The organism is Candidatus Riesia pediculicola (genome assembly GCF_002073915.1).
GTDB classification, from domain to species: Bacteria; Pseudomonadota; Gammaproteobacteria; order Enterobacterales; family Enterobacteriaceae; genus Riesia; species Riesia pediculicola.
In genome coordinates, this window is the sequence record NZ_CP012841.1 from 54461 (window position 1) to 77941 (window position 23481).

17 protein-coding genes and 1 tRNA gene are annotated in these 23481 nt (G+C 27.0%); 9 read left to right on the forward strand and 9 right to left on the reverse strand.

The annotated features are described in order from the left end of the window. Positions 1-180: 180 nt before the first annotated feature. Entirely contained in the window at positions 181-609 is a 429-nt protein-coding gene (locus AOE55_RS00335) for a hypothetical protein (protein ID WP_225995194.1), read from the forward strand. Positions 610-683: 74 nt separating this feature from the next. Here the strand turns inward: AOE55_RS00335 and AOE55_RS00340 are convergent, their stop codons facing one another. The 7 genes from AOE55_RS00340 to ubiG form a co-directional block, all read right to left on the reverse strand. Beyond that, positions 684-1262, reverse strand: a complete 579-nt coding sequence (locus tag AOE55_RS00340; RefSeq protein WP_041855202.1) for an anthranilate synthase component II — start codon at positions 1260-1262, stop codon at positions 684-686. A gap of 249 nt (positions 1263-1511) precedes the next feature. Continuing rightward, a complete protein-coding gene (locus AOE55_RS00345; protein ID WP_155760502.1) occupies positions 1512-3326 on the reverse strand; it encodes a DNA polymerase in 1815 nt (604 codons plus the stop codon). Between the two features lie 19 nt (positions 3327-3345). Next, positions 3346-4311, reverse strand: coding sequence for a 5'-3' exonuclease (locus AOE55_RS00350; protein ID WP_049821628.1), 966 nt, complete (start codon positions 4309-4311; stop codon positions 3346-3348). Between the two features lie 440 nt (positions 4312-4751). Then, positions 4752-5012, reverse strand: coding sequence for a class I ribonucleotide reductase maintenance protein YfaE (gene yfaE / locus AOE55_RS00355; protein ID WP_013087559.1), 261 nt, complete (start codon positions 5010-5012; stop codon positions 4752-4754). 2 nt (positions 5013-5014) lie between these two features. Next, positions 5015-6142, reverse strand: coding sequence for a class Ia ribonucleoside-diphosphate reductase subunit beta (nrdB, locus tag AOE55_RS00360; protein ID WP_013087408.1), 1128 nt, complete (start codon positions 6140-6142; stop codon positions 5015-5017). 11 nt (positions 6143-6153) lie between these two features. After that, on the reverse strand, positions 6154-8448 hold the full coding sequence (gene nrdA, locus AOE55_RS00365; protein ID WP_080611611.1) for a class 1a ribonucleoside-diphosphate reductase subunit alpha: 2295 nt from the start codon (positions 8446-8448) through the stop codon (positions 6154-6156). 275 nt (positions 8449-8723) lie between these two features. Then, the gene (gene ubiG / locus AOE55_RS00370) at positions 8724-9434 is read right to left on the reverse strand and encodes a bifunctional 2-polyprenyl-6-hydroxyphenol methylase/3-demethylubiquinol 3-O-methyltransferase UbiG (protein WP_041855164.1); all 711 of its coding nucleotides are present in this window, start codon (positions 9432-9434) and stop codon (positions 8724-8726) included. Positions 9435-9590: 156 nt separating this feature from the next. Here ubiG and gyrA point away from each other — a divergent pair, with 156 nt between their 5' ends. Then, positions 9591-12128, forward strand: a complete 2538-nt coding sequence (gyrA, locus tag AOE55_RS00375) for a DNA gyrase subunit A (protein WP_013087894.1) — start codon at positions 9591-9593, stop codon at positions 12126-12128. A gap of 213 nt (positions 12129-12341) precedes the next feature. Next, a tRNA-Thr gene (locus AOE55_RS00380) sits at positions 12342-12414 on the forward strand. Positions 12415-12541: 127 nt separating this feature from the next. On the opposite strand, the gene AOE55_RS00385 is transcribed toward AOE55_RS00380, so the two are convergent. After that, on the reverse strand, positions 12542-12838 hold the full coding sequence (locus AOE55_RS00385; protein WP_013087858.1) for a hypothetical protein: 297 nt from the start codon (positions 12836-12838) through the stop codon (positions 12542-12544). Positions 12839-12935: 97 nt separating this feature from the next. Continuing rightward, on the reverse strand, positions 12936-14123 hold the full coding sequence (locus AOE55_RS00390; RefSeq protein WP_013087687.1) for an FAD-dependent monooxygenase: 1188 nt from the start codon (positions 14121-14123) through the stop codon (positions 12936-12938). Positions 14124-14226: 103 nt separating this feature from the next. Between AOE55_RS00390 and miaB the strand changes: the two genes are divergently transcribed. From miaB to nadD, 6 genes are all read left to right on the forward strand, one after another. Next, positions 14227-15564: a tRNA (N6-isopentenyl adenosine(37)-C2)-methylthiotransferase MiaB gene (gene miaB, locus AOE55_RS00395; protein ID WP_080611614.1), complete on the forward strand. Its 1338-nt coding sequence runs from the start codon at positions 14227-14229 to the stop codon at positions 15562-15564. Positions 15565-15784: 220 nt separating this feature from the next. After that, positions 15785-16240 (forward strand): rRNA maturation RNase YbeY, encoded by a 456-nt coding sequence (ybeY, locus tag AOE55_RS00400; RefSeq protein WP_013087557.1) that lies wholly within the window; start codon positions 15785-15787, stop codon positions 16238-16240. Between the two features lie 66 nt (positions 16241-16306). After that, the gene (locus AOE55_RS00405; RefSeq protein ID WP_013087916.1) at positions 16307-17173 is read left to right on the forward strand and encodes an HlyC/CorC family transporter; all 867 of its coding nucleotides are present in this window, start codon (positions 16307-16309) and stop codon (positions 17171-17173) included. 1660 nt (positions 17174-18833) lie between these two features. Next, positions 18834-21431, forward strand: coding sequence for a leucine--tRNA ligase (gene leuS / locus AOE55_RS00415; RefSeq protein WP_013087883.1), 2598 nt, complete (start codon positions 18834-18836; stop codon positions 21429-21431). A 316-nt stretch (positions 21432-21747) separates the two neighbouring features. After that, a complete protein-coding gene (gene holA, locus AOE55_RS00420; protein ID WP_013087825.1) occupies positions 21748-22782 on the forward strand; it encodes a DNA polymerase III subunit delta in 1035 nt (344 codons plus the stop codon). Further along, positions 22772-23470 (forward strand): nicotinate-nucleotide adenylyltransferase, encoded by a 699-nt coding sequence (gene nadD / locus AOE55_RS00425; RefSeq protein WP_013087466.1) that lies wholly within the window; start codon positions 22772-22774, stop codon positions 23468-23470. Before holA ends, nadD begins: the two co-directional genes overlap by 11 nt. Positions 23471-23481: the final 11 nt, after the last annotated feature.

Sequence of the window (23481 nt, forward strand, 5' to 3'; positions counted from 1 at the left end):
AGAACGTATGTTATGCAATTTCTAAACTTCATTGTTCCCTCTATCACTCAATTCTATATTGTTTTATTCTTGATTAAATTTTGGATACAATGGAATAACATAAATATTCAAAACTTCTTTCTTCAATTTATCATGAAGTCGACGGATTTTATATCCGAAAAGATATACTCAATTTTTCCAATGAAAATACTTCGCAAAAAGTTATCTTCTTTGATCATATCGTATATGTTTGTCTGTATTCATATGATGTTCACATTTTGGATTGAAAATTATTTTCAATTGATCAATAAAATATCCATTTTGATAATTAGTATGATTCAATTAGCGACCTATTTCGGAAAAATCATTTTTTGGTTAGTAGTTGGAAGAATTTTACTTAATTGGAAAAAAAATATATGTCATCCAATGTTGGAGACCATAAATTCATTGATACAACCCATTATCTTAAAGATCAGCAAAATAACTTCGAATTATAATGGTGACTACTTTTCTTATGTGATAATCATATTAACATTGATGTCATTGAACTACTTACGTATGGATTTGATATCTCTAATTGACTCAAGAGCTGCGAACATCATCAGTTCTTATCATCGTTCTAACACATAAATCGAGATTTTTTAAATGGTAAAAATTCATAAAAATATCTTATGAAATTGATTCTTCTATTAAAAAATGAATTATCAATAGTTAATAAAATTCTTCAAAATTTTGTGACCATCTTCAGTTAAAATGCTTTCTGGATGGTATTGTACTCCTTCTACCAGAAAACGCTTATGACGAATTCCCATAATTTCCTCGATATTGCCATTCTTATCTATAGTCCAGGAAGTAATTTCTAAAATATTTGGTAAGGATGAAATTTCGATAACTAAAGAATGATATCTAGCGGCCACAAACGGTCGACTAACCCCTTTTAATATTCCGATCCCTTGATGATATATCTTTGAAGATTTTCCATGAATTGGTTTTTTAGCTTTGACAACAGAAGCTCCGAAAACTTGTCCGATTGCCTGATGACCTATACAAACTCCAAGTATCGGTATCTTTCCAGAAAAGTTCTGTATAACTTTTTTAGATATACCGGTCTTTTCAGGAGAACAAGGACCTGGAGAAATAACTATATGAGAAGGACTCATCAATCTAATCTCATCTATATCTATAGAGTCATTTTTTCGAACTAAAACTTCGATATTCAATTCTAAAAAATATTGATATAAATTGTAGGTAAAAGAATCATAATTATCTATAATTAATAACATAATATTATCTCTAATACAGATAAAATTAAGATAACATAAAATTTTTTCTGAAAATAAAATTCCTTCATTTTCTTTTGGAAAGATATATTGTAAAAATCCATTCATTCTATCATCTCTTTATAAGAGATTAAAATATCTTACAAAATGTAAGATCTAAATTATTCAGCTTTATTTGCAGTAAATAACATTAAGTCTCTTAATTTTTCCTTCAAAGAAATTTTCAAATTCTTGCTTTAGATAAAATTAAAATCATTGAATATCACATAAGTTTTTCCCAATTTTTACATTCACTTTTAAAGGAACAGATAACTTTATTACGTTTTCCATCATTTCTTTTATGGATCTTGAGTATTTCGAAGAAAGCGTATCTTTTATTTCGAAAATTAGTTCATCATGAATTTGAAGCAACATTCTGACATGTTTTGAATGATTCTCAATCCAATCATCTATTTTAATCATTGCCATCTTAACAATATCTGCGGAAGTTCCTTGAATAAAAGCGTTTACTGCTTCTTTTAAAATGTTTCTTTTCGAGAAAGATTTATCTTTTCTCTGAAAGTAAATTTTTCTCCCATTTAATGTATCAATGTATCCATATAACTTTACAAATTGTTTGATTTTTTTGATAAGAAGGAGTGCAGAAGGATATTTTTTAAAATAAAGGTTCATATAATCTTTAGCTTTTTCCAAACTAATTCCTAATCTATTTGATAGACCCATTGGGGTTATTCCATAAATTAGTCCAAAATTAACCATTTTTGCAATTCTTCTATGAACAGTTGAGATTTTATCTTTTTTTATTTCAAAAATTTCCTGAGCTGTTATTATATGAACATCTTGATCTTTTTTAAAAAGTCGAATTAAATTTTCATCTTTAGAACAGTGAGCTAATACTCTTAATTCAATTTGAGAATAGTCCAAAGAAACAATCTGAAAACCATCACTAGCTGTAAAAAATCTTCTAATTTCGCGTCCTTCTTTATTTTTGATGGGAATATTTTGCAAATTAGGATTTCTTGAAGATAATCTTCCTGTACTAACGACAGATTGAAAATAAGAAGTATGCACCCGATTGGTTTTCTTGTTGATCATTTTAAAGATTTTTTCACAATAATTTTTCCTCAATTTATATAAACTACGATACTTTAAAATTAAAGATGGTAATGAATGAAAACAAGACAATTTCTTTAAAATTTCTTCATTAATACAAGCAGAATGATCCTTATTTCTTTTGAGTATTGGAAGTTCCATCTCTTCGAATAATAATTTTCTAATTTGAAAGATAGACGTTAAGTCCATATTTTTTTTAGTTATTTGAAAAACTTGATCTTTTATTTTCGATAATTTTCTTTTCGAACGAAAAGAAAATTTCAGCAATCTTTCTAAATCTATCAGAACTCCATTTTTTTCCATTTTCGCTAAAATTGGAGCTAATGGAATCTCGATTTCTTGAAAAATATTTAAAAGTTTTTGATCTCTTTTTAGATTGCTCCAGAAAATATCATATAGAGATAGCATGACTTTTGCTATCACTGAAGAGTAAATAGATGCCTCTTCTATGTTCATTTTCTTAAGATCAATTTGATTTTTATTTGTATCAATTTNATCTAGGATGGAATCGTTTTGTATAACATCGTATCTCTTTGTAAGACTCTTCAAATCGTGTTTATATGAACCTGATATATTGTCAGAAACATATGACGCTAATTCAATATCAAAAAAATTATTTTTCAGATCTATGCCGTAATTTGACATGATTAAATAGTCCAATTTCAGATTTTTAGTAATTTTTCGAATATTTTTGTCTAAAAAAATCAGTTGAATTTTAGAAAGTACATCTTTCATACATAATTGATTGGGAACATCTGGATAATTATGACCTAATGGAAAATAAATTGATTCGGATCCGTTGAAAAGATTGATTCCTACTATCTCAAAAGGTATTTCTTCGAAGTTTGTAATAATTACAAATGATACTCTTTTATTTAATTGAAACCTTTTAATCCATTCGATTAATTTTTCTTTATCCAAAATGATTTTTCTTAAGAAATTAAACTGTTTCATACTTTGTAAAGAAATGATTTTAATTTTCAATTGAATGATTTTTTTTCTCAAAAAATAAATTTAATACAGATCTTGTTTTCGTTTCGTATAGAAACCAATTTCTCTCTCTCTCATGAGAGAGCCATTTTTTGAATCCATAATCAAGAAATAAACTCTTTAAAAAAACTGAATTTGGAGTATTTACAGATAAACATTTGTAATAAGGATCTAAATCTAAGTTAGTAACGATAGTTGCTAATTGATAAGAGAGTTCGGCGATATCTTGATTTTTTTTTATAATTTCTTTAATTTTTTCCGGATTTCTCGTAATCAAACAATTGATTTTCGATAAATTTCGATATATATCCTTCACAGATCCTAGTCTGTTTAATAGATTTATGGCTATCTTTTTTCCAATTCCAGGAATTCCTGGAATATTATCAGATCGATCTCCTGCAAGAGCAAAAAAGTCCGCTATCAAGTTTGGATGAACTCCATATTTATCAAATATTTCTCTCGGTCCAAGAATATTTTGAAACGGATCTATTAAAAAAACGTTCTTTTTTACAAGTTGTGCTAAATCTTTATCTCCAGTGCTTATCAGAACTGTCAGATTTTCTCTATGAAGAATGGAACGACAAACCAAAGATCCTATCGTATCATCTCCTTCTACTGTAGGAATGGTTAATGTAGGAATACCCATGAACTGAATTATCAGTTTTAATGGGTCAATTTGTACAACCAAATCGCTAGGTATCTTTGGTCTATTTCCTTTATACAAATTAAACAATTTTTTTCTAAAATTTCTTTTCTTAGAATCAAATACTACTATTACATAAGCTGGTTGATGACGAAATATCAGCATTCTTAATGTTTTTATAAATCCATATATAGCATTGGATCTAAATGAATTCTTCTTAATTAAAAAAGAAAAAGCATAATACGAACGATATAGATGAAAAGATCCATCAACTATTAATAGAGACTCTCTTTTAAAGTTTTTCATTTTTCAAGAATCTACAAAAAGATTTATAAGAAAAATTTTCGATGATTATTTTTTAAAAAATACAATTTCTTATGAACTGCGCTGAAATTAAAAACAAATCCATAAAACTCTATACCCTTCCATTTATAAAAGTGATAGATTCTAGCAACCATTGTCTAAAGAATTCAAAATTATAACACTGATGTATAACTGATTCGATAATGACGGATTTGTTTAAGTATTTTAGATGTAAATAATTTAAAATATCATCTATTTAATTTTTATAAAAAATTTACTTTTCAACATCTCTTGATTTGAATGTTGGAAAACTTTTAACTTTCTCAACGGAAAGTCAAAAGAAAAGTCTCTCCTATAAACATTCTCATTTTTAATTAGTTCAAATTAAAACTGAGTATAATCATAAATTAATGATGAATGCTCTTTCATTTAAGAATTTACTTTTAACAGATTTCTATAACAATATTATTCACTGGGCGACAAATGCAAGTTAATATTTCTTTAGACTTCAATAAAGCGATAGGACGATAAAAATAGGAAATATCTCCTTTTTTTAGATAGACTTTACATAATCCACAAAATCCTAATTGACATTGATACCCAATGGGAATCTGGTTGTTTTGTAAAACTTCCAAAATATTTCTATGAAATTTACGATCGAAAAATATCTCTCTTTTTTTGAGAAAAATTTTAAAAGATTTCATAACTAAAGCTCAAAATTACTCAATTTATTCAAATCTACCTTTGTATCTACTTGTCCTACTAGATAAGAACTAACTTCAGTTTCTTGAGGAGCGGATTGTATATTATCTGAAGATAACCATGCATTAATCCATGGAATTGGATTGATTTTCTTGATTAAATCTTTTTTTAAACCTATAGCTCTCATTCTAACTTCAGTAATATAATCTATATATTCTTTCAAAATTTTTTTGTTTAATCCAATTAAATTTCCGTTTGAAAAGAGATAATCTGCCCATCTTTTTTCTTGATCCGAAACATTTAGAAATATTTTTTGACAAATCATAAGACATTCTTTTGAAATTTCAATCATCTCTTTATCTTCTTTTGAAGATTGCATGATGTTGATCATATGTTGAGTACCAGTAACATGAAGTGCTTCATCTCTGGCAATCAATTTGATAATTTTTGCATTTCCTTCCATTAATTCTTTTTCTGCAAAAGCGAAAGAACATGCAAAACTTACGTAAAATCGAATCGATTCTAATGCATTTACGCTGATCAAACATAAATATAAAGATTTCTTCAATTCTCTTAAAGAAACAGTGACTTTTTTTTCATGTATTTTATGTATACCTTCTCCAAAAGTTTGATATAAACGAATTAATTGAATCAAATGATCATAATAAAAAGAAATATCTTTTGCTCTATCGATAATTTCTTGATTAGATACAATTTTATCAAAGATTAAAGATGGATCATCTATAATATTACGAATAATATATGTGTATGATCTAGAATGGATAGTTTCTGAAAATGACCAAGTTTCTATCCAGTTTTCCACTTCTGGCAAGGAAACGATCGGTAAAAAAGCACAATTAGGACTTCTTGATTGAATTGAATCTAAGAGAATTTGATACTGTAAGTTTCTAATGAATATCTTTTTTTCATAAAGTTTTAAAGATTGATAATCGATTCTATCTTTGGATATATCGATTTCTTCTGGTCTCCAAAAAAATGATAATTGCTTTTCTGTTAAAGTTTCAAAAATCGAATATTTTTGTTGATCGAACCTAGAAATATTAACATGATTACCAAAAAACATAGGTTCCTTCAGTGGATCATTACTTATTTTTGAAAAAACTGTATACATTTTTTACCTCTTTAAACTTTACAGGCATGACTACTACAACTTTCATCCATACTATTTTCTATAATACTCTCAGATTTTTCTTGTATTTTATCCGATCCATCCCGAGTATTGTGATAGTAAAGTGTTTTGATTCCATATTTATATGCCAATAATAAATCCTTTAAAAGATGATTCATTGGAATCTGATTTCTATAAAATTTAGAAGGATCGTAATTTGTATTAGCTGAAATGGATTGATCAACAAACTTTTGTATGATTCCAACTAATTGCAAATATCCTATATTATTTGGCATTTCCCATAAAAGCTCGTATTTTTTCTTAAGTCGATCATACTCAGGTACTATTTGACGAAGAATTCCATCTTTTGACACTTTTATGCTCATAAATCCTCTAGGAGGTTCTATTCCATTAGTAGCATTAGAAATTTGTGAGGATGTTTCAGAAGGCATAACAGCTGATAAAGTAGAGTTCCTTAAACCATACTTTTTAATTCTTTCTCTTAAAGATTTCCAGTCATAATGTAAAGGTTCAGAAGTTAGATGATCTAGAGATTTTTTGTAATTATCTATCGGCAAAATGCCTTTTGAATAATTGGTATGATGAAACCAAGAGCAAGCACCTTTCTCTTTTGCTAATTGATTCGAAGCTTTTAAAAGATAATATTGAATAGCTTCAAATGTTTTATGAGTTAAGTTGTTTGCACTGCTATCTGAATATTTTACGTGATTTTTAGCTAGATAATAAGCATAATTTATAACACCAATTCCTAGCGTTCGACGACTAATAGAACTTTTTTTGGCAGCCAATATTGGGTAATCTTGGTAATCTAATAATGCGTCTAGTGCTCTAACAATTAGATCAGAAAGGTCTTCTAATTCCTCTAGAGAACGAATTTCACCTAAATTGAAAGCAGAAAGAGTACATAATGCAATTTCTCCTTCCTGATCGTTAATATTATATAAAGGATGAGTTGGAAGAAGAACTTCTAGACATAAATTTGATTGTCGAATCGGAGCAATCTTTGAGTCAAATGGACTATGCGTGTTGCAATGATCAACATTTTGAATATATGTTCTTCCGGTAGAAGACCGTTCTTGCATCATTTTAGAAAACAGATCTACCGCTTTTACTCTCTTTTTACGAATATTCTGATCTAATTCATATTTTTTATAAAGGTTCTCAAATTTATCTTGATCTGAAAAAAAACAAGAATACAGGTCTGGAACGTCAGAAGGACTAAATAAAGTGATTTCTTCTCCTCTAATCAATCTCTCATACATTAGTTTATTAATTTGTACAGCATAATCTAGATGACGAACTCGATTACTCTCAACTCCTCTATTGTTCTTTAAGACCAATAGACTTTCAACTTCTAGATGCCAAATTGGATAGAATATGGTTGCTGCACCTCCACGAATTCCTCCTTGAGAACATGATTTTACAGCTGCTTGAAAATATTTATAAAATGGTATACATCCTGTGTGAAATGCTTCTCCTTGTCGAATAGGACTTCCAATTGCACGAATACGACCAGCATTGATTCCTATTCCTGCTCTTTGTGAAACATATTTCACAATAGAACTAGCCGTGGCATTTATTGAATCCAAACTATCATCACATTCTATTAAAACACAAGAACTAAATTGACGAGTTGGAGTTCTGATTCCTGCCATGATAGGTGTAGGAAGCGATATTTTAAATGTAGAGATTGCATCATAAAAACGTTTCACATAAATCAACCTAACGTCCTTAGGGTATATTGAAAAAAGACAAGCAGATACTAAAATATAAAGAAATTGAGCACTTTCATAAATTTTTCCTGTGACTCGATCTTTAACTAGATATTTTCCTTCCAATTGTTTAACTGCTGCATAACAAAAATTCATATCTCTTAAATGATTAATAAACTGATCCATTTTTTGAAATTCTTCTACGGAATAATCTTCTAGTAATCTATAATCATATTTTCCAATACTAACCATATTTTTTACATGTTGATATAATTTTGGAGGATTGAATTCTCCATATGCATCTTTTCTCAAATAAGAAATCGCTAACCTAGCAGAAAGATATTGATAATCTGGTATTTTGGTAGATATCAAATCTGCAGATGTTTTAATGATAATTTGATGAATTAGTTTAGTTTGAATTTTATTATAAAATTGAATACAAGAAAGATCTTGTATTTTAGAAATAGAAATTCCTTGTAACCCATCCGCAGATAAAGTGATTAACCTTTTTATTTTTTTAAGATCTATCTTTTCTAAATCTCCATTTCTTTTAGTAACCAAAAAATTATATTTCATGAGTTAAATCGATATTTCATAAATATTAGAACTACAAAAAGCTGATATTTTTATAGAAACAATAATGATTTAGCAAGAAATCGTCAGAAATGTAGTGCGAAAGAATATAACTGAGTTTTTTCATTGGAATTTTCGGAAATTTAATTTTTTAGAAAAAAACCAAATAAACTTATCTAGATAAATATAAAAAATTTAAAATCGAGAAAAGGATTAAAGAACCAATCGATGAATAATAAAAACTAATTTTGATACTTCTTATAAAGAAATTATTAAAACTAGGAAGAAACAGCATGAATCATATAATTGATGTCTAAATTATCTCTGAAATAAAATTTATTCAAAAAAAAATTATAGTTCAGACCAATTATGTGTTTCTCTTTCATTTTAGTTTGATCGATCCAGTCTAGTAATTCACAAGGTGAAATGAATTTTTGTACATTGTGGGTGTTTTTTGGGAAAATTTTTAGAATTTTCTCAGCAAAAAAAATCAAAAAAAACCAAGACTTTATGCTTCTATTAATCGTAGAAAATAATACATGTCCTCCTTTTTTTATTAACTTATTACAAGATAAAACTATACTTTTAGGATTTGGAACATGTTCTAACATTTCCATGCAAGTTATTATATCATATTTATTTCTATTCTTTTTTACATGTTGTTCTATAGTCTCTAATAGATAACTAATTTTCATTTTTTTTTTAGATGCTTGAAACTTGGCAATTTCCAACATTTTTTTTGACATATCGATTCCTGTTACAATTCCCCCTTTTTTGGTCATACTTTCTGATAAAATTCCTCCACCACATCCAACATCAAGTATTTTTTTGCCAAATAACCCATTACAACAATCCAAAATAAACTCTAGACGTAATGTGTTCATCTTATATAAAAAAAAATACATACCAGACTTTTTATAAAAGTCGAAATAAGATTTATCGAACTTTTTAATTTCATCGAAATCTACATTTTTTTTTTCAAAGCTCATTTCATTTTTTTTCAATATAAAATACTTTTCGCACTACAATTAAGTTAATTAATATTATAATATATTAACTACCTTATTTATATTTTATTCTGATAAAATAAAGAGAAGTTTATATAATTTCATTTTTAACGCAATAATTAACATAAGGCTATTTCTGTGAAAAATGTATCTAAAGAAGTATCATCAATCAGCATTGAAGAAGAATTGAAACGTTCTTACTTAGATTACGCTATGTCTGTGATTGTTGGAAGAGCTCTTCCTGACGTACGAGATGGGTTGAAACCAGTTCATAGAAGAGTTTTATATGCTATGAAGAAACTTGGAAATGATTATAACAGCCCATATAAAAAATCAGCGAGAATAGTTGGAGATGTTATTGGGAAGTATCATCCTCACGGAGATGGATCAGTTTATGATGCAATAGTTCGTTTAGCACAACCATTTTCTATGAGATATGCATTAATAGATGGACAGGGAAATTTTGGATCGATTGATGGAGATTCAGCTGCTGCAATGCGATATACAGAAATCAGAATGTCAAAAATAGCTCAAGAGATTCTAGAAGATCTTGAAAAAAATACGGTAGATTTTGTTCCAAATTACGACGGAAACGAAAAAATTCCGGATGTAATGCCTACTAAAATTCCGAATCTATTAATTAATGGATCATCTGGAATTGCAGTTGGAATGACTACAAACATTCCACCACATAACATTGTCGAAGTTATTGACGCTTGTCTTGCCTATATTAATGATAACGACATACAAACAGAAGAACTGGTAAAATATATTCGAGGACCAGACTTTCCAACGGCAGCAATTATATATGAAAAAAAAGAACAAATAGTACATGCGTATCGAACAGGAAAAGGGACAATTCAAGTTCGTGCACTTACTGAGATAGAAAACGATAAAAAAAATAATCGAACTTCTATAATAATAAGAGAAATTCCTTATCAAATTAACAAAATTAGATTAATTGAAAAAATTGTAGAACTGGTTAAAGAAAGAAAAATAGATGGAATTCATGAAGTCAGAGATGAGTCAGACAAAGATGGAATGAGGGTTGTTATAGAATTAAAGAGAGAATCAGAAGCAAATTTCGTATTAAACAGCTTATATGCTCTAACTCGACTGCAAACTTCGATTAATATAAATATGATAGCCCTTCTAAAGGGAAAGCCAACTCTTTTAAATTTAAAAAAAATTATTTCTTCTTTTATAGATTACAGAAAAGAAATAGTTATTAAAAGAACGATATTCGAACTAAACCAAGCCAAGAAAAGAGTTCTTTCGTTAGAAGCAATGATCATTTCATTAAAAAATATTGATTTTATCATCTCGTTAATCAAAGGAGCAAGTACTCCAAAAGAAGCCAGATTGCGTTTAACATCCTTCTGTTGGAAATTAGAAGAAACTTTAATTGAGCTTGATCGATTTTATTCAAAAAAGAAAGATTGGAAAAATTGTTTTGAAAATCATTTAGATCGTTTTCAAAAGAGTAACTATCGATTTAATGAAGAACAAGCACAAACGATACTAGATTTGAAACTTCAGAAATTAACTAATTTAGAGAAAGAAAAAGTATTTGAAGAGTATATTTCTCTAACAAAAGAAATAACGTCCTTAGTTCAAATACTTCAAAACTCGAATCGATTAATGGAAATTATTAAGAACGAGTTGATATACATCAAGAATCAATATCGAGATAAAAGAAGAACAAAAATTATTGAAGATAATAGTAAATTCAATCAAGAAGATCTTATTAAGAAAAAGAAAGTAATTGTAATTTTATCGAACCAAGGATATATTAAGTTTCAGTCAATTTCTGATTATGATATACAAAAAAGAGGAGGAAAAGGAAAATCTTCAACTCGATTGAAAGAAAAAGATTTTGTAAAATCTGTATTAGTAACTGATACTCACGAAAATATACTATGTGTTTCCAATTTTGGAAGAATTTTTTCAATCAAGGTTTATCAACTACCTGAATCTAGTAGATTTTCTTTAGGAAAACCGATTGTCAACTTCTTATCTCTAAAAGATGGAGAAAAAATTACTTCTATATTTTCATTGAAAAATTTCAAAAAAGGAAATTATATATTGATAGCTACTTTGATGGGACTAATTAAAAAAATTTCAATGGACTTTTTGACAAAAGCTCGAAAAAGCGGAATTATCATAATTAACTTAAATAAAAGGGATGAAGTAATTGCTATGGACTCAGTAAAAAAAAGAAGTGAAATTATTCTCTTTACTTCTTCTGCTAAAGCAATTCGATTCTCAGAAAACTCTGTTCGTCTTACAGGAAGAAAATCCATGGGCGTGATGGGTGTCAAGATTCAAAAAGATGAAAAATTAGTTTCCATGATAATTGTAGAAAAAGACAAAGATATCTTGACGATTACTGAAAATGGATATGGAAATCGAACTAAAGAATCTGAATATCTAAAAAAATCTCGTTTTATTCGTGGTGTTTCGGTTATTAAAAATGATGAAAGAAATGGAAAAATAGTAGGTGCCATACAAGTCGAAAGAAAAGATCAAGTTGTAATATTTACTAATTATGGAATCTTAATTAGAATTTTAGTAAAAGATATTAGTGTGTTTAAAAGAAATACTAAAGGAATTATTTTAATTCGAAAAATAAACGATCAAGTGGTTTCTGGAATTTATCGTGTGTCATCGATTTAATAATTTATTATTTATAATATATAAGATTTATTTCCTTCATAAATCTTCTTTTCACCAATAGAAAGATCGTATTAATCGAATTAATAATATGTTGAAACTGATAATCAAGAACTAAGAACTTAATTCCATTTCATGAGTCTTCCTTTAGGAGTATTTTAAGGAGTTTTTTGGATAAGTTAATTAAATTTTTCTGATCTTTCAGACTAAAAAATAGCCGGCTTAGCTCAGAAGGTAGAGCAACTGACTTGTAATCAGTAGGTCACCAGTTCGATTCCGGTAGCCGGCAAATAATTGGATTTTGATTTTTTGAATTCCTTGAAAAAATGCGACAAGAAAATACTAACAAGAGAAATTTCTTTTCAAATTTAATCTTGATTAAAGATTGAACTTACTTGAAGGAAGATAGACTTATTTTAAACTTCAAAGAAATCTATATGTATAATTTCACCTGTATAAGGATGTCTTTGAACTTCTTGAATACGCACGTTTCTCTCTTCTAAATTCTCTTTTGAGAATTTAATTTGAAGAACGAAAAAGTTTCTAGGATTTACGTTCTTTTCCAACTTTAAAATGTCCTTTCTCTGAATCCTAATTAAACGATTTTTATTTTTTTTTATATGTAAAATTGCTGGAATTTCTTTTCTTTTTTTTATCCTACGGTTATATACTTTTCCTGTACTTGTTCGAATTTTTGCACCGATTTGTATCATAGCCACCACCTTTTTTCAGATAAATTGTTATTAAATACTACTTTCTTAGAAAGAAATTTTAAAAATATCAAATTCTTGATAATAAAAATATAAAAAGTTAAATATCAAAATCGTTAGATGCATATTGGATAATTATTTTTTTAACTAATTCTATTTTATTGATAGATCTCAATAAAATATTTCTAAACTTTTCAACAATTTGGTTCTTGGAGCTAAATAATTTATAAATTACTTCAGTAGAAAATTGCATGAAATGGTTATCAAATAACCTACTATTTTGATATTCTAATAAAATATCTTTAGAATAAAAACAAATTCCTCTTTTTTTATGTAAAATAAGAAAGCTCAAAAGTCTTTCAACATCTCTATATCCTAGATTTAATCCTTGACCTGCTAATGGATGAATAACGTGCGCAGCATCTCCTATTATTACCAAACCTTCTTTTACATAAGATTTTGTATAAGATCTTCTAAAAGAAATAATTTTTTTATTAAAAATCTTTATTTTTTTAAATTTTTCAGGAATTTTTAAAACAACATATTTTTCTAATTCTCCAAAAGACATTTTGGATAAGTTTTCTATTTCTTGATGTTTTCCATGCAATATTAAACATGCCCAATTTTTAAATAAAGGAAGATGAGCAATAGGACCCTCAGAAAAGAACTTTTGCCAGATAATTTTTTGAGAACATTCGAATTTTGTTTGAACAATCATCAGAATACAATACAAAACTTCTCCATATTCCTTTTTCTTTATTCCAGATAAAAAACAAACTTTTGAGTTTGATCCATCTGATCCAATAATAAGTTTCGTTGATAATTTTTGATTATTACTTAAAGTAATCTTCCATTTACTTTTTTCTCGAATAAGATCAATTAATTCGGTAGAATATAAGAAATTAATATTTTTATCAGAAATTAATTTTTTCTGAAAAGCAAATTTCAAATTTCTATTTTCAATTATGTAGCCAAAGTTTTTTAATCCAAAGTTTTTTGACTTAAAAGTTGTTCGAAATTTCCAATTTTCCCAAATTTCTAATGTCGTATTTGGAACTATTCTAGAATGAATGATATTCTGCCATACTCCTATTTTTTTTAGGAGAGAGACTGAAGAAAAGCTAATTGATGATATTTCAGAATAGGGACAGCTTTGAAAAAAAGAGCTAATTAATTTATTCTTTTCTATCAATAACACTTTCCAACTTGACTTAGCTAATCCAATTGCTAAAGCGGATCCAACCATGTTTCCACCAACAATAATGATATCGTAATTTTTTTCCAACATATTTATAATAGAGAAGTTTTATATTTTTATTCAAGAAAAAATTATACATTGATTCTCCATGTCGTCGAACTGAAATCGTATTTTTAATACGAAGGAACTTTATATGAAAACATACTATAAAAAGATATATATAAAAACTTGGGGATGTGATATGAATAAGTACGATTCCTCTAAAATAATTGATATCTTTTTTAAGAAAAAAAAATATAGTTTAGCTAAAACCGATACAGAAGCTGATATTATTTTACTAAATACCTGTTCAGTTCGAGAGAAAGCACAAGAAAAAGTTTTTCATCAACTTGGGAGATGGAAAAAGCTTAAAAAAAATAAAATCGAACTTATCCTATGTGTAGGGGGATGCGTAGCATCTCAAATGAACAAATCGATACTAAAACGAGCTCCATATGTGGATATTATTTTTGGTCCGAAAACAATTCATCTTTTACCAGAAATGATTAGAAGTTTCGAAAAGAGTAGAAGAAAGATCATTAATATAGATAGCAATTTTAGAAATAAAAAGTTTCAAAAAAATCATGAAACAATTCGGAAAGACATCTCTTCTCTTATCTCAATTATAGAGGGATGCAATAAGAAATGTTCTTTTTGTATTGTTCCTTTTACTAGAGGAAAAGAATTTAGTAGACCTCTGAATGAAATATTAATAGAAATTAAAAATCTCGTTTCAGAAGGATGTCGAGAAATACATTTACTTGGACAAAACGTAAATGCGTACAGATATGTTCAAAAAAACGGAAAAATATACGATTTTTCCAAACTGATTCAAAAAATTTCTCTAATAAATGGAGTGAAGAGAATTAAATTTTCAACAAATCATCCAAATCACTTTACTCAAGATGTAATTGATTTATATTCAACTATTTCTCAATTGGTTGATTATGTTCATATTCCTGTACAAAGTGGATCTGACGAAATTCTAAGAAAAATGAGAAGACCATACACCATTGAAAGATATAAAAAAATTATAAAAAAAATTAGAGAAGTTAGACCTGATATTTTGATCGGTTCAGATTTTATCGTTGGATTTCCTGGAGAAACAAAAGAAGATTTTTTAAAGACTATTCAATTAGTTAAAGAAATAGATTTTGATGTTAGTTTTAGTTTTATGTACTCTTCTAGACCAGGAACCGAAGCATCTTTATTGAGAGATGATACCAACGGACATGAAAAGAGAAATCGACTGTATTTTCTACAAAACTTAATAGAGAGACAGATTATAGAGCATAATAAGAGAATGGTTAATCAAACTCAGAAAATTTTAGTTTTGTCTAAAGATCAAAATGATCCAAATAAATTAGTAGGCTTTTCCAATAAGAATAGAAAGGTTATATTTTATGGATCCAAAGAAATGATAGGAAATCTAATAGACGTCAAAATAACACATTTCTATAAGAATAAATTGTACGGAAGAGCAATAGAATAATGATCTAAAAAGTTTGAAATAGAAATGATCTTTTCTCAAATAAAAGAATGTATTACGTTCATATTTCAAATATGATATATTTCTTAAAGGCTATATGAATCAAAGTATCATATTTAAATTACGAGAAAAGTTCAAAGAGTAAATCTTTTATATTCAATATATTGGATAATTATGAAGTTTATTGGATTTTCTATGATTCAATTTTATAATATCGTAAAATGTGAAAGTGTATCTCTCTAATATTTACAGAGTTTCTCCAGAGTTTATCGGATTTTTAAATAGAAAAAGATTTATCAAATGGATCGATAGGGTTCTATCTTATTTTTCTTCCGAAAAGGAAATTTCAATTTATATAGCAAGTTTAGAAGAAATGAGAACTCTTAATCGATTATATAGAGGAAGAGATTATCCAACTAACGTTTTATCTTTTTCATCTAACGATATGAGAGGATTTAATTTTTCTTTTCTCGGAGATTTAATTATTTGTCATGAAATTTTAAAAAAGGAAGCAAAGAACCAAAGGAAATCAATTGATTCACATTGGGCACATATCATAATTCATGGTTGTCTTCACTTGTTAGGGATTCATCATCAAAATGAAATTGATTTGAAGAAAATGGAAAGCATGGAAATTAAGATTCTTAAAAGACTTGGCTATCCTAATCCATTTTATTAGAAATAAAAAACTTTCTCTTTTTTTAAAATTAATGGAATTTTCTATGCGTATTTTAACCAAAATGATATGAGAAAAACTCAAGAAAACGATATACATCATAAACTTTCATTCACAATAATAAGTTTCCTTAAAAAAATTAATCAGTTTTTTCAAAAGAAGCCGAAAAGTGTACGTTATTTGATAAAAATCATTGTCGAATCGGAAAAAAAAAAAGTTATTGATTACAACATCAGAAAAATGTTGGAAGGAGTAATCAGTATTTCTCAAAAAAGAGTGAGAGATATTATGACTCCAAGATCCCATATTATTACCTTAAGAAACAATCAAAACTTAAAAGAATGTCTGGAAACAATTGTCAACTATCCTTACTCTCGTTTTCCAGTAATCAATAAAAATAAAGATCAAATAGAAGGATTATTGGTCGTAAAAGATTTACTTCCATTTTTAACACAAAACGAAATCGAAAATTTTCAAGTTTCTGCAATTATGCGAAAAGCTATGGTAACTCCAGAAAGTAAGATAATCAGTGTATTATTGAGAGAATTTCAAATAAAAAAACAAAATATTTCAATTGTAATAGATGAGTTTGGGGGAGTTTCTGGATTAGTTACTATGGAAAACATTCTAAACAGTATTGTAGGATATATTTCAGACAAATATAAAAATTTTTCCGATAATATTAATATCCAAAAAATTAGTGAATCACTATATTTAGTGAATGCCCTTACTCAAATCGATGAGTTTAATAAAACTTTCCATTCTCATTTGAGAAGTCAAGAATTTGAAACAATAGGTGGTTTAATCATGCAAAGTTTTGGTCGTCTTCCGTCTAAAGGAGAATCAATTATAATTGATTCGTATAAATTCAAAATAGTCCTTGCTGATAGTAGAAAAATTATTCAAACTGAAGTAAGGATTCCAAAAAGTTCTTAAAAGAAAATCACCATTAGTATAATTTAATAAATTATGATCCAATTTGTAATCTTTTAAGATATTTTATAGCTTTTATTTTAGGATATATCGAAATACTTTCTTTTTCTCCATTTAGATTCTCATATTTATCAATCTCCATTTTGGGATTTAATAATCAAATTTTTCAAAAAAGAATGCAGATCTGCTTGGATTTTTTTTGAATTAGGAACGATTTGAACATTTCCATGTTCTAATTATTTTATCGATATGTCATTCTTAATCAATATTTTTTAATAATTCTTTTTAGTTACATACTTATTTCAGTATATCTAGGTCTGTTCTGTTATCTTTAAAATTTTTCTTCTGATTTTAATGCAACACGATTTGTATTTTTTGCTCTAATAATTTGGAAAAATTAGTGAATTTTTAAGAGAACATTTGTTCACCAGATTTCATAGATACGTTTGAAATACTCTCAAAGAAATGGAAATTTGAGATGGATAAATACCATATTCGGAAATAGAATAATCAACTTTTTAATCGTATAAGTAATTTAAATGCTTTCTTTTTTTTGAAGAAGCAAACAATCTATTTCTTCATATCTATCTTTTTTCTTACTTTTCCTAGAACATTTGAAAATCGAAATTGGTGGATAGAAAAGAGATACGAAAAAATAATAGATATACTTCTCCAATATAACCCAATATTTTAAAGGAAAAACAAATGGAATCATAAAAATATGAAAAAGCATCATTAATTTATTTTTAAAATTATCATGTTAATATTTAGGATCAGTAGGTATTATAGTTTGATCAGAATCTGAAATTTCCAATGGAATTTGAAAATTATGAATTGATTTCAAATCTGAACAAAATATTTTTCTCAAGAAGACTCGTTTGATTACAGGAATTATAAATTCTGAAAATTATTACAAAAATATCTTTTCTAAAAAAATATTTAATTCTATTTCATCATGGGAAAACAAAAACTATCAATGTTCTAAGTAAAACTATTACCGAAAACATCATTTAGTTCCGAAGAAGAATTCATTTTATTTCAAAAATAATTTTCCAAACACTAAAAGAAAGTTTTTATCAAAATTTCAATTTAATTTTAGTCCAGAAAAATATGTTTAAGATCTATTAATCAATTCTTAGAATCAATGTATTACTCCCATATGTTATAAAATAACTTTAATCGATCAAATTGGAAAAATTTTTCTTCAGATATCGAATTCATATCAAATATTGCAGACAACAGTTGGTTTGAAAATTCTATCGGTTCTTGAAAACAACCCAAAAAATCAGAATAAGAGCATTAGAATTTAATATATTCAACGAATCATGAAATTGCTGCTATAATCTCTTCGAATGAAAAAATATACAAAAATGTATCTCAATTCACAATCTCATCTTTAATAGATCGGAGTTTCTATAAAAGGTTCAACTCCATATATTACGGAAACTATCCAATATTTTTTATTCTTATAAAAAAAAATTACCAAAATTTTACATAAAATTAAAAATTGGATAATTCATCTTAAACGAACTATTTATAGAATGGTCATTTTTTATTTAAAAACAACTATTACAGAAATAAAAGAAACATCTTTTCAAAAAATTTGAAAACTATATTATATTGATCTCGTATATAAAAAGAAAAAAATCAATTAAAAATAAATATGAAAGAAAAAAATGCGTATCGACCGAAAGAAATAGAAAAATATGTTCAAGAATATTGGGAAAAAAATAAGACATTTCGAGTTAACATGGATGTAAAAAAAAAGAAGTTTTATTGTCTTTCTATGTTTCCTTATCCGTCTGGAAAGTTGCATATGGGACACGTTAGAAATTATACCATTGGAGATGTTATCGCCAGATGTCAAAGAATGTTAGGAAAAAATGTATTACATCCTATGGGATGGGATTCTTTTGGTTTACCAGCAGAAAATGCAGCAAAGAGAAATAAAGTTTCAGCATTTCATTGGACCGTCGAAAATATACGTAATATGAAAGATCAATTAAAAAAGTTGGGTCTAAGTTATGATTGGAGTCGAGAATTATCGACATGTGAACCAAACTACTATCGTTGGGAACAATGGTTTTTTACGAAACTTTATGAAAAAGGACTAATTTATAAAAAACTTACAGAAGTAAACTGGTGCCCAACGGATAAAACAGTGTTAGCTAATGAACAAGTAGTAAATGGATCTTGTTGGTATTGTGAAGGAAAAATAGAAAGAAAAAATCAACTTCAATGGTTCATTAAAATTACTCAATATTCTGAAGAATTGTTGCAAGGACTGAACGATTTAAAAAGATGGCCAAAAAAAGTTAAAACCATGCAACGAAATTGGATAGGAAGAGAAGAGGGATTGGAAATAGAATTTAGAATACTTCATACAAGAGAAAAATTGTTTGTTCATTTAGAAAAAAGAAAAATTTACACAATAATGGGAATTTCTTGCTTATATATTGCTTCGAATCATCCTTTAATTATAAAGATATCTAAAAAGGATAAAAGAATAAGAAATTTTATTCAATCATGTCGAAAAATTCAAATTTCTGAAGAAGTGATTTCTACTATAGAAAAAGAAGGTGTATTTAGTAAAATGTATTCGATTCATCCGATAACTGGAAAAAGTATACCCATCTGGATCGTTAATTTCTTATTTAATCAAAATATTTGCGTAAAATTATCTATTCCAAACTACAATCATGAAGATTATAAATTTTCGAAAAAATATAACATTCCATTTGAAAGAATTATTTTAAAAAATACAAAAGATTTGGATTACTCTCAAAAAGATAGAACTGAAGTTTTTGAAGAAACGATTTTGACTCATATTGAAGAGTATGATGGAATGAAAATAAAGGATATTAATAATCAAATTACTAAGAAATTAACTTCTCTAAAAGTTTCAAAAAAAAAGATCGTTTACAGATTGAGAGATTGGGAGGTCTCCAGACAAAGATTATGGGGTGTAAGAATTCCGATTGCCACCAAAGATGATAAAAAGGTAATAGTTATTCCAGAAAAATATTTACCTATCATATCCTATGAAGATAAAAAAGGACCTAAAATTTATTCAGAATTTAAAGATTTAGATAAATTTAAAAACAATTCAATTCGAATTGAAGGAGAAGAATGTTATCTTGAAAAAGATACATTGGATACTTTCGTGCAATCATCTTGGTATTATGCAAGACACACTTGTCCTAACTATAATGAAGGCATGTTAGATAAAGAAGAAGCAAACTATTGGTTGCCAATTGATCAATATATAGGGGGAATAGAACATGCTACTATGCATCTTCTGTATATTCGTTTTTTTCACAAATTAATGCGAGATCAAGGTTTATTATTTTCTAATGAACCTGTAAAAAGTCTTCTATGTCAAGGCATGATTTTATCCGATGCGTTCTATAGTTTAGATAAGGACAAAAAGAAAATTTGGCTTTCTTCTGATCAGATTTCGATCAAAAGAAATAAAAATGGAAGAATCGTTGAATCAAAGGATCGTCAAGGAAATTCAGTAACGTATGCAGGGATGATAAAGATGTCAAAATCTAAAAATAATGGAGTTAATCCTGAAAGAATACTCGAAAAATATGGCGCTGATACGATGAGATTATTTATGATGTTCATCGCTCCAATTGAAATGAACATTGAATGGAGAATATCACAAATGAATGGAGCACATCGATTCATAAAAAAATTATGGAAGATGATTTTCGATCATTCGGAAAATCAATCGAATGAAGTTTTACAAGTTAATCAATTGACTGAGAGACAGATAGATTTATATCTCAATCTACAAAAAACAATTAAAAAAGTTACTCAAGATATGATTGATCAGTTTCATTTCAACACAGCAATTTCAGAAATCATGAAATTTGTCAATAAGATATCAAACTATCATCAAAAAAATGAACAAGATATAGCTCTAATAAAAGAAGCTTTTAATCAAGTAGTTCTCATGTTATTTCCAGTAATACCACACGTATGTTTTATCCTTTGGAAGGTTCTTGGGAATCATCAAAATATTGATTTTCAGGAATGGCCAAGATTTGATGAAAGTTACATAAATAGTCAAACAAAAAAAAGTTTGATCGTACAAATCAATGGTAAATTTTACGATAAAATTTACGTTAAAGAGAACTTTTCAGAAGAAAAAATAATTTCAATTGTCCGAAAAAAATGTTTTCGTCGTAAACTAAATAAAATCAAAAGAGTGATATATATTCGTTCTAAATTAATAAATATTTTAGTCGAATAATATAAAAAATTTTCTTAAAAATTCAAATTTTTGAGAAAAAGTTGAAAGATTCTTCTTAAAAAATATAAATTTTCAAGAATATATTCCGGGCAATTCTTTTAAAAGAGTGCTTTAATAAAAGGTTTTAAATAAAAGAATATATTTAGTTAATCAGATGTAGCTTTTTGATATTGTTTAAAACAATCAACAGAAATTTTAAAGACATTTATGCGAAAATTAAATATTTTTGTTCGTTAAGTAATAAGGAAAAATCTATAGATAACTAATTGGACTTTTAATTAATAAAATTTTTAATCAATAAAACTTAGGATGTATTTTGAACATTATTTACCCGGAAAATATTTCCAAAAATCTAAAAAATAAAATTTCCCGAAATTACTTTTTATTTGGAGAAAATTTATTTTTAATTCGGAAATCTATCAAAAGCATCTTAAGAATTTTATCCCCTAAAAATATTTACGAAATTAAAAGGTTCCGTCTTATTTCTGAAATTGATTTGAAAAAGATAATAGAATATCTTTCTTTTCAAAATCTTTTTTATACTGGAAAAATTATTATAATAAATGTTTTAAATGAGAGTTTTTTTTTAAGTTCTCTGGAAAATTTGATAAATCGATCTTCACCCTCTTGGAACCAAAATCTGATATTGATAATGATTTTCAAGAGATTATACATGGCTCGAAAAATAAGGTCAAGATTTGAAAGTTTCACTAAGATTCATCAAGAAAAAATCATTGATTGTTCCGAACCAAACCGATCGAGACTCTTCAAAATTGTAAAACATCAGATGGAATCAAGATCCATTTGGCTAGACCTAGAATCGATTGATTTTATTTTAGATCAAGTAAAAGATCTAACAAAAATAGAAAGAATTTTTAGAAAACTTTCAAACTTTTTTTTGAATAAAACCATAACGATCAATCAAATCAAAAATTTCTTAAGAAATGAAGTTAGTCGAAGCATATCAGAAGAAGATATAATATATGAGTTATTGCTTGGAAAAATCGAAAAAACTTGGAGAAAAGTTGAGTCTTTAAAAAAGAAAGAAAACGACATTTTTAAATTGATCAAATCTATTCAGAATAGGTTAATATTGCTATTTTTTCTAAAGTATGAGACGATCAAAGAGAGTTCCACATTTTTTATTTCGGAAAGAGTTAATAGAAGATTTCAAGAAAAATACGAAAGTTATATCAAAAAAATAGATCAGAATTTTATTCTGTCATTGATGAAAGTTATTGCAAGATCGGAACTTTTTCTAAAAAACAATGATCAAGAAATGATTTGGTTAGAATTGGAAAGAATCATCATATTATTTGCTAATCAAAAACGATCAAAAAATGATACGTAATAAAAATAAACATCTTATCGATTTTCATAAAATTGAAAAAAAACTATCTTATAAAATCCAACTATTATATGGTGGAACTTTTGATCCTATACATTTAGGTCATCTATCTATAATAAAACATTTGTCTAAGGTTTTAAAATTAGAAAAATGTATTATATTACCCAATAGGGCGCTACCGAATTCTCTTCCAGTTGCGAACATTCAACAAAGATTGAAGATGATTCAATTGGCTCTAAAAAATAATTCTTCATTTCAGATTGATCTTAGAGAGATACGAAAAAAAAATTTTTCATATACTATTGATACTCTTTACTCTTTTAGAAATCAAATTGGATGGAAAAAACCATTAGGATTTGTTATAGGAGAAGATGTTTTATATTCCATTCATACCTGGTTTAATTGGAAAAAAATTTTAAAAATATGTAATCTTTTAGTCTTTAGAAGGAATAGAGAGAAAAAATCCTCTCTTAACCCACTCGTTAAATTTTTAGTAAATCATAATAAAACTGAAAATAAAGAAGAATTGAATCGTTTTTCATATGGAAAGGTTTATTTCGTAAATAATCCTTGCTTATCGATTTCTTCAACAGAAATTAGAATGAGAAAAATGCAGAAAAAGAGTTGTCGAAATTTACTTCCAGATGATGTTTTAAAATATATTAACGAAAATCGAATTTATCAAAAATAGTTTCTAACTAC